Raw genomic sequence first — 7,833 nt, 5'->3', positions numbered from 1 at the left:
CCCCGCGCCCCCGCCCGACGGCGCCTCCACCCGGTACGGCGCTCCGTCGCGCACGGCGCTTCGCGCCCCGCGCGGCCTCGGCGCGCCGCGTCCGGCCTCCCTGGGCGAAGGTACAAAACACGCATTGGTGACAGGTGGGGTGGCACAGCCCGTCGTTCGCAGCGGTAACCTATGGACGCCTGTATGGCGTGCCCGGTGCCGACCTCCTCCCAGAAGCGGTCGTTGAACCGGGCGCGGTCCGTGACATCCCCCGGTCGCCCGGACACGCTCCCCCGTTTCGGTACGCCGTACGGGGTGGACCGCGTATGTCGGCCGGTGCGCACAGGCGAGTACGAGCACGCCCGTCCGTCCCCAGCGTGGATCGGACGAGACATCAACCCTTGGAGGTGGCGGTGGCGTCAAGGGCGCTGGCCGTCTGGGAGCACCGGAAGGTCGTCGGCCTCCTGGTCCGGCGCGACCTGAAGGTCAAGTACCAGCAGTCCGTACTGGGGTACGCGTGGACGATGTTGGAGCCGCTGGCTCTGACGATGGTCTACTTCGTCGTCTTCGGCGTCATCCTCAACGCGGAACGGGGCATGCCGGAGGAGGCCCTGGCGCAGGGCGGTTTCCTGCTGTTCCTCGTGGCGGGGATCCTGCCCTGGAACACCTTCGGGGCGATCCTGTCCGAGGCCCCCCGCGCGATGATCACGCACGCCAAGCTGATCACCACCATGAAGGTGCCGCGGGAGATCTTCCCCACGGCCACGGTCGGCACGAAGTTCATCGAGTACCTGCTCACCTGGCCCGTGCTGATCCTCTTCGTGATCTTCCTCGGGGGCAGGCCCTCGTGGGAGGGCGTGCTGGTGTGGCTGCCGCTGGCCGTCGTGCTCCAGTTCGTCTTCGGGCTGGGCCTCACCCTCTTCCTGTCCGCGGTCAACGTGCTGCTGCGCGACGTCGAGCGCCTGGTGCGCATCGCCTCCCGCCTGCTGTTCTACGGCTCGGCGGTCCTGTTCCCCGCCTCGCTGGTGCTCACCGAGCCCAGCGTTCCGGAGTGGGCGAAGACACTTTTCCAGCTCAACCCGCTGCTGGGTATCTTCGAGATGCACCGTGCCGTGTGGTTCGCCGGATTCGACGAACTCACCCCGAGCACCCTCGCGTTGACCTCGTCGGTGGTCGGTTCGATTCTCATGCTGATCATCGGATACTGGACGTTCCGCCGTCTGGAGATGTCCGTCCTGAAGGAGCTGTGATGGCGCAGACGACCTACGGCGCCGGGATCACCACCGGGCCGGTCATCGAGGCCAAGAACCTCGGCGTCAAGTTCGCCGTGAACCGCCGACGCAAGCGCAGCCTGCGCGAGATGTTCATCCACGGCACCAAGCGCGACCCCAACGCCGAGGGCGACGAGTTCTGGCCGCTGCGCGACGTCACGTTCGACATCGGACGAGGCGAGTGCGTGGGCATCGTGGGCAAGAACGGCACCGGCAAGTCGACCCTGCTCAAGCTGATCGCCGGGGTGCTCATCCCCGACGAGGGCGAGGTGCACGTGCACGGCAAGGTGGCCCCGCTGCTGGAGCTGCGCGCCGGGTTCAACGACAACCTGACCGGCCGCGAGAACGTGTACCTGGTCGGCTCCCTGCACGGGATGTCCGAGAAGCAGATCGACGAGCGCTTCGACGAGATCGTCGACTTCGCCGAGATCAAGTCCAAGTTCGTGGACACCCCGGTGCGCCACTACTCCAGCGGCATGAAGGTGCGGCTCGGCTTCGCGCTGATCTCGCAGCTGGAGCACCCGATCATGCTGGTCGACGAGGTGCTCGCGGTCGGCGACAAGGCCTTCAAGCGCAAGTGCTACGAGGCCATCGACCGCATGCTGGCCAACCAGCGCACGATGGTCCTGGTGTCGCACAGCGAGAGGGACCTGCGCCGGTTCTGCAACCGCGGGCTCTACGTCAAGGGCGGCGGGCTCGCCCTGGACACCGACATCGACGCCGCGCTCGCCGCCTACAACGAGGACACCCAGGCGGAGATCGAGGAGCGCAAGAAGCGCGACGCCGAGAAGAAGAAGCGCGCGGAGGAGAAGGCCAGGAAGGCCGCCGAGGCCGACAACGGCGGCGGCGACGGCGGCCAGGCGGCCTGAAGCCGCCCGGGTCCGCCCGGCCTTCCCACCGAACGCGCTGACGCGCTGACGCGCACCACCGGAGACTGCCCGGCGGTGCGCGTCCGGCGTTTCGCCACATGTCCGGACAGGGCCCCGCACCGCCCGACCCCGCCGCGACGATCTGCGCGTGTGTCAGTGATTGAACCGTTACACAGAGTGAGAAACGGTGTCTCCCATCAGAGCTGGGAGAGGACACGTCCATGGCCCACAGCGGCACCGTGGCGCGGCTGGCCGCGCGGATGCTCGAACGCAGACACGTCACCCGCTCCGGGGTGGCCCGGATCGGCGTCCTGGGGGCCGTGGGCGCGGCGGTCTGGTTCTCCCGGGCCGACGCGGTCGGCGGCCTGGCGGGCTCGGCCTTCCTCGGCGCGGTCCTGTTCTGCGACGCGGTCCGCGAGCGCATGCGGGCCGACCGGCGCGACGCCCTCGCCCTGTGGCTCGCGGCGATGCTGTCGCAGCTGCGCGAGTACGCGGTCTACCTCGGCCTGGCGGCGGGCGCCGTGGCCGCCGGGATCGGCGGGGCCTGGGGGTGGGCCGCGGGCGCGCTGGTCGCCCTGGCCCTGCGCGACTCGCTCCTGGCGGCCGGGTCCGCTCCGGCCGTCCCGGAGCCGGGGCCGGGTCGAAGGAGACCCCCCTCGTCCGCCCAGCGGCCCGCTGGCGGCCTTCTGGGGGGCCTGGCGCCCCGCCCGCCGCGGGGGCCGCGCGCCAGCGATCCCGGTCTGACCGAGCGCCTGTTCGGCGCCACTGTGGTGGACGGCACAACGGGCGGTTCGCGTCCGGTCCGCGCCCCCGCCGGGGCCCGCGCCGACGGAACGGCCGTGAACCGGCCCGCGGTGAACGGGGTCTCCGCCAACGGCGTCCGGGTGAACGGGGCCGTCAGGCACGGGACCCCCCTGTGCGGAGGCCCCGAGGAAGGGGCCGGCCCGAACGGCCTACCCCCGAACGGGACCCCTGACCGGGACCGCGCCGACGCCGGAGCCGACGACCGCGGCGCGGACGACCGCCCCGCCCCCTCGCCGCTGCGCCGGATCGCGGACTTCCCCCAACCCGTGCGCTTCCTGGCCATCGCGGTGACCGCCACGCTGTGGGACGCGCGCGTCGCCTTCGTCACCCTCGTGGTCGGCTGCGTCGTCGCGGTGACCGCCCAACTCGCCGATCCCGCGCGGAGTCGACAGTGAACGCGAGCGCCGCGCACGGGGGTTCGGACCGGGACCGGTACGACCCGATCCGTCCCGACCTGCGGTTTCTTCGTGATGACAGTCACATGGCGCTCCTGCTCGGCCGGATCGCGCCGGGGGGAGCGCCGCCCCTGCTCACGGCGCTCACCGGACTCCTGGTCGTCGGAACGCTCCTCGCGGCAGGCCACGGACGGCTGGCAGGCATTACCCTGTTCGCACCGGTCGCTGCCCTGCTACTGTCCGGACTGGCCTCGGGCCACCCCCACGACGGACGGTTCGACTGGCTCGTGCCACCCGTCCTGCGCGTCACCGAGTACGGGTACCTGGCGGTCCTGGGGCTGGCGTCCGGTGTACCGGGTCCACTGGTGTTCGTACTCTTGATGGCGGTCGCCTGTCACCACGGCGACGACGTGGCCCGTCCCGCGGTCGGGGCGGCCCGCCCCGCGGGGGTGCGCGCCGCGGCGCTCGGCTGGGACGGCCGCATGCTCGTCATCGCGGTCGCGGGAGCGCTGCACGCGCTCGCCCCCGCCTACGGCATACTCGCCGGATACCTGGCGGTGCTGCTCGTCCGCGAGGCCGTGCGCACCTGGAGCGCGACACCGGTGGCCGACGTACGCGCCAGCGCCGCCCCCGGCGAGGGCGACACGGACCAGGGGGATCCGCGGATCCCCCGACCAGGCCACGCAGACGGGGGCCAACCGGCCGCCGGAACGAACGGGGAGGCGTGAGAGCCCTCCCCGACTAAGGAGGAACACGCCCTCATGCTCGGAATGGTTCTCGCCGCAGGCGCGGGGCGCCGTCTACGCCCCTACACCGACACCCTGCCCAAGGCGCTGGTGCCCGTCGACGGCGAGACGACCATCATGGACATCTCGCTGCGCAACCTGGCGGCGGCCGGGCTGACCGACGTCGTCGTCGTGGTCGGCTACCGCGCGGAGGCGGTCGAGGCGCGCAAGGAGGCACTGGAGGAGCGCCACGGCGTCAAGCTCACCCTCAGCCACAACGACAAGGCCGAGGAGTGGAACAACGCCTACTCCCTGTGGACCGCGCGCGAGTTCTTCTCCGAGGGCGTCCTCCTCGTCAACGGCGACACGGTTCACCCCGTGAGCGTCGAGGAAACGCTACTCGCCGCACGGGGACCGGAACTGCTCCTCGCGGTGGACAGCGTGAAAAGCCTCGCTGACGAGGAGATGAAGGTGACCCTGGACGAGGAGGGCCACCTGCGCACGATCACCAAGCTCATGGACCCGGCCACCGCCGCGGGCGAGTACATCGGCGCCACCCTCATCGAGGGCTCCCTGGACGCCCGTCTCGCCGACGCCCTCAAGGCCACCTGGGAGCGCGACCCGCAGCTGTACTACGAGGACGGCTACCAGGAGCTGGTCAACCGCGGCGAGAAGGTCGCCGTGGCGCCGATCGGCGAGGTGGACTGGGTCGAGGTCGACAACCACGACGACCTGGCCAAGGCGAGGGAGATCGCATGCCGCTACTAGCCCGCATGCTCCCCTCCCCGCTGGCGATCGACGTGCGCCGGGGAGCCGTCTCCTCCCTCGGGACGCTGCTCGCCGACCGCAGGATCGCCACCGAGGGCCGCATCGCCGTGGCCGTCGGCCCGGGGCAGGGGGCGCAGATCGCCTCCGAGCTGGACCTGCCCAACTGCGAGGTCTTCCACGTCGAGGAGGGCACCGTCGACGCCGCGACCGAGCTGGGCAAGAAGCTCCGCTCGGGCGCCTACGAGGCGGTCGCCGGGATCGGCGGCGGCAAGACCATCGACGTGACCAAGTTCGCCGCCACCATGGCGGGAATCCCCATGGTGGCCGTGGCCACCAACCTCGCGCACGACGGCATCGCCTCGCCGGTCAGCTCGCTGGAGCACGAGGGCGGCAAGCCCTCCATCGGCGTGACCATGCCCATCGCCGTGGTCATCGACGTCGACTACGTCCGGGCGGCCCCCTCGCACCTGGTGCGCTCGGGCATCGGCGACGTGGTCAGCAACATCTCCGCCATCGAGGACTGGGAGCTGGCGGGCCGGGTCAACGGCGAGCCGGTGGACGGCATGTCCGTCACCTTCGCCAGGGTCGCGGCCGAGGCGGTCCTGCACCGCCCGGACTCGGTGGAGTCCGAGGCCTTCCTCACGGTGCTGGCCGAGGGCCTGGTGCTCTCGGGGATGGCGATGTCGGTGGCCGGGTCCAGCCGCCCCGCCAGCGGCGCGTGCCACGAGATCCTGCACGCGGTCACCCAGCTCCACCCGGGCACCAGCAACCACGGCGAGCTCGCCGGGCTGGGCGCGCTGTACGCGTCCTTCCTGCGGGTGCGGCACCTGGACTGGTCGCAGGCGCGGATGAACGAGATCCGCGACTGCCTGATCCGTCACGAGCTGCCCGTCGTGCCCTCCGACGTCGGACTCGACGAGGCGGAGTTCGCACGGGCGGTGGTCCACGCCCCGGACACCCGTCCGGGCCGGTTCACCATCCTGGAACACCTGAACCTCTCCGAGGACGAGATCGGACGGAGCGTCAAGGACTATGTCGAAGCCGTCGGTCGCTGAGGTCCGCGCGGGCGGCCAGCCCGCCGGCATCAAGGAGAGGACGAACGAGGAGCACTGGGCGGGCCGCCTCTACATGCGCGACCTGTCCCCGTACCTGACCACGTTCTTCGTCCGGCTCGGCGTCCCCCCCAACCCGATCACCTACCTGATGATGGCCTTCGGCGTGCTCGCCGGGGTCGTGGTCGCCTTCGGCGGCCTGTGGTCGGCGATCGCGGCGGCGCTGTTCGTGCAGGTGTACCTGCTGCTGGACTGCTCCGACGGCGAGGTGGCGCGCTACACCGGCCGCACCAGCGTGGCCGGGATCTACCTGGACCGCATCGGCCACTACGTGTCCGAGATCGCGCTCCTCATCGGCCTGGGCGTGCGCGCCCAGGGCGGGTGGGAGCCGGGCGGCTGGGTGATCCTGGGCATGGCCGCGGCGATCGGCGTGGCGCTCATCAAGGCCGAGACCGACAACGTTGTGGTGGCGCGGGCCAAGGCGGGCCTGCCGGAGAAGGTCTCGGACGAGGCGATGCGTCCGCGCTCGTCCGGGCTCAGCCTGGCCCGCCGCCTGGCCTCGGCGCTGAAGGTGCACCGCCTCATCCAGGCCGTGGAGCTGTCCCTGATCGTCGTGGTGGCGGCCGTGGTGGACGCCTTCCTCGGCGACCTGACGGCCACCCGGATCCTGGTGGCGGCGTGCGCCGCGGTGGGCGTGCTGATGAGCTTCGCGCACTTCGTGAGCGTGCTCGCCTCGCGCCGCCTCGAATAGCGCGGACACTTCGGGCGCCCCCGGCCCGAACCGGGTCGGAGCGTCACGAACGACGCGCCGATGACGTTGACGTCACGAACGGGGCCGTGCAGGTTACCCTGTCCACGGTCCCGTCCACCTTCCCTTTATTCTTTCGTTAGTCTGTTCCTGCGATCGTTGGCCGTGTGTCAACCTTCCAGTAACACTTCGTCCACTGAACGGTCGCAACCATGGCCACACCCGTGATTCCGTCCTCACCGAGCCCGGAGAAGCCGGAGGTGACGGTCTCCCCAGCGCCCAGAGCCGAACGGAGCCGCCCCCAGGTGTCCGCGCCCACCCTGTCCTGCGTCCTGCTGACGATGGGCAACCGTCCGGCCGAGCTGCGCCGCGCCATCACCAGCGTGTTCGAGCAGGAGGACGCGGACGTCGAGGTCGTGGTCGTCGGCAACGGCGCGGACCTGCCGGAGCTGCCCGAGGGCGTCACGCGGGTGCGCCTGCCGGAGAACGTGGGCATCCCCGAGGGACGCAACCACGGGGTGCGCGCGACCAGCGGCGACATCATCCTCTTCCTGGACGACGACGGCTGGTACCGCTCCAGGGACCTCGCCCGCCACGTGCGCGAGCGCTTCGCCGCCGACCCGTCGCTGGGCGCGCTGTCCTTCCGTATCGCCGACCCCGACGGCGGCCCCGACCAGCGCCGCCACGTGCCGCGCCTGCGCGTGGGCGACTCCCGCAAGTCGAGCGTGGTGACCACGTTCCTGGGCGGGGCGTGCGCGATCCGGCGCACCGCCTTCGAGGCCGGGGGCGGCCTGCCGGGCGACTTCTTCTACGCGCACGAGGAGACCGACCTCGCCTGGCGGATCATGGACGCGGGCTACGGGATCGAGTACGACGCCGACGCGGTGATGTACCACCCGGCGGTGGCGCCGACCCGGCACGAGAACTTCTACCGGCTCAACGCCCGCAACCGGGTGTGGCTGGCCCGCCGCAACCTGCCCTGGCCCCTGGCCGCGGCCTACCTCGGCACCTGGGTCGGGCTGACCGTGCTGCGCGAGCGCGACCGCGACGCGCTGCGCTCGTGGTTCGGGGGCTTCCGGGAGGGCTGGCGCGAGGAGGCCGGTCCGCGCACCCCGATCAGCTGGTCGACCGCGTGGCGGATGACCCGCGCCGGACGCCCGCCGATCATCTGAGCCCCCGGCCGGCGCCGGCGCCGGCCGGGGCCCGCCGCCCCCCGCGCGCC

Annotated in this window: 8 protein-coding genes; all 8 read left to right on the top strand. The window is 71.7% G+C overall.

Features of this window, described 5'->3' with window-relative positions; translation table 11 throughout:
- Positions 1–380 precede the first annotated feature (380 nt).
- The 8 genes from DQW06_RS13010 to DQW06_RS12975 all read left to right on the top strand — a co-directional run bounded on the left by DQW06_RS13010 (position 381) and on the right by DQW06_RS12975 (position 7,783).
- On the top strand, positions 381–1,229 hold the full coding sequence (locus tag DQW06_RS13010; protein ID WP_019608200.1) for an ABC transporter permease: 849 nt from the start codon (positions 381–383) through the stop codon (positions 1,227–1,229).
- Positions 1,229–2,119, top strand: a complete 891-nt coding sequence (locus tag DQW06_RS13005; protein WP_013154874.1) for an ABC transporter ATP-binding protein — start codon at positions 1,229–1,231, stop codon at positions 2,117–2,119. Before DQW06_RS13010 ends, DQW06_RS13005 begins: the two co-directional genes overlap by 1 nt.
- A gap of 221 nt (positions 2,120–2,340) precedes the next feature.
- Positions 2,341–3,318 (top strand): hypothetical protein, encoded by a 978-nt coding sequence (locus DQW06_RS29880; protein ID WP_117198534.1) that lies wholly within the window; start codon positions 2,341–2,343, stop codon positions 3,316–3,318.
- 86 nt (positions 3,319–3,404) lie between these two features.
- Positions 3,405–4,046 (top strand): DUF5941 domain-containing protein, encoded by a 642-nt coding sequence (locus DQW06_RS12995; protein ID WP_238347033.1) that lies wholly within the window; start codon positions 3,405–3,407, stop codon positions 4,044–4,046.
- 33 nt (positions 4,047–4,079) lie between these two features.
- Complete coding sequence (locus tag DQW06_RS12990) at positions 4,080–4,811, top strand: sugar phosphate nucleotidyltransferase (RefSeq protein ID WP_013154871.1); 732 nt, start codon at positions 4,080–4,082, stop codon at positions 4,809–4,811.
- Positions 4,812–4,816: 5 nt separating this feature from the next.
- Positions 4,817–5,866 (top strand): iron-containing alcohol dehydrogenase family protein, encoded by a 1,050-nt coding sequence (locus tag DQW06_RS12985; protein WP_041552866.1) that lies wholly within the window; start codon positions 4,817–4,819, stop codon positions 5,864–5,866.
- Positions 5,844–6,614, top strand: a complete 771-nt coding sequence (locus DQW06_RS12980; RefSeq protein WP_013154869.1) for a CDP-alcohol phosphatidyltransferase family protein — start codon at positions 5,844–5,846, stop codon at positions 6,612–6,614. Before DQW06_RS12985 ends, DQW06_RS12980 begins: the two co-directional genes overlap by 23 nt.
- 302 nt (positions 6,615–6,916) lie before the next feature.
- Positions 6,917–7,783: a glycosyltransferase family 2 protein gene (locus DQW06_RS12975; protein WP_013154868.1), complete on the top strand. Its 867-nt coding sequence runs from the start codon at positions 6,917–6,919 to the stop codon at positions 7,781–7,783.
- Positions 7,784–7,833 lie beyond the last annotated feature (50 nt).

Origin of the sequence: Nocardiopsis sp. TNDT3 (assembly GCF_003427465.1) — a bacterium.
Classification (GTDB): Bacteria; Actinomycetota; Actinomycetes; order Streptosporangiales; family Streptosporangiaceae; genus Nocardiopsis; species Nocardiopsis dassonvillei.
The sequence above is the reverse complement of the archived record's forward strand: the minus strand, read 5'-3'. Positions and strand labels throughout refer to the sequence as shown.

Coding starts and splice junctions, on each gene's coding strand:
- DQW06_RS12990 (WP_013154871.1), top strand. CDS start 4,080: ATGCTCGGAATGGTTCTCGCCGCAGGCGCGGGGCGCCGTCTACGCCCC.
- DQW06_RS12980 (WP_013154869.1), top strand. CDS start 5,844: ATGTCGAAGCCGTCGGTCGCTGAGGTCCGCGCGGGCGGCCAGCCCGCC.
- DQW06_RS12985 (WP_041552866.1), top strand. CDS start 4,817: ATGCTCCCCTCCCCGCTGGCGATCGACGTGCGCCGGGGAGCCGTCTCC.
- DQW06_RS12995 (WP_238347033.1), top strand. CDS start 3,405: ATGGCGCTCCTGCTCGGCCGGATCGCGCCGGGGGGAGCGCCGCCCCTG.
- DQW06_RS13005 (WP_013154874.1), top strand. CDS start 1,229: ATGGCGCAGACGACCTACGGCGCCGGGATCACCACCGGGCCGGTCATC.
- DQW06_RS29880 (WP_117198534.1), top strand. CDS start 2,341: ATGGCCCACAGCGGCACCGTGGCGCGGCTGGCCGCGCGGATGCTCGAA.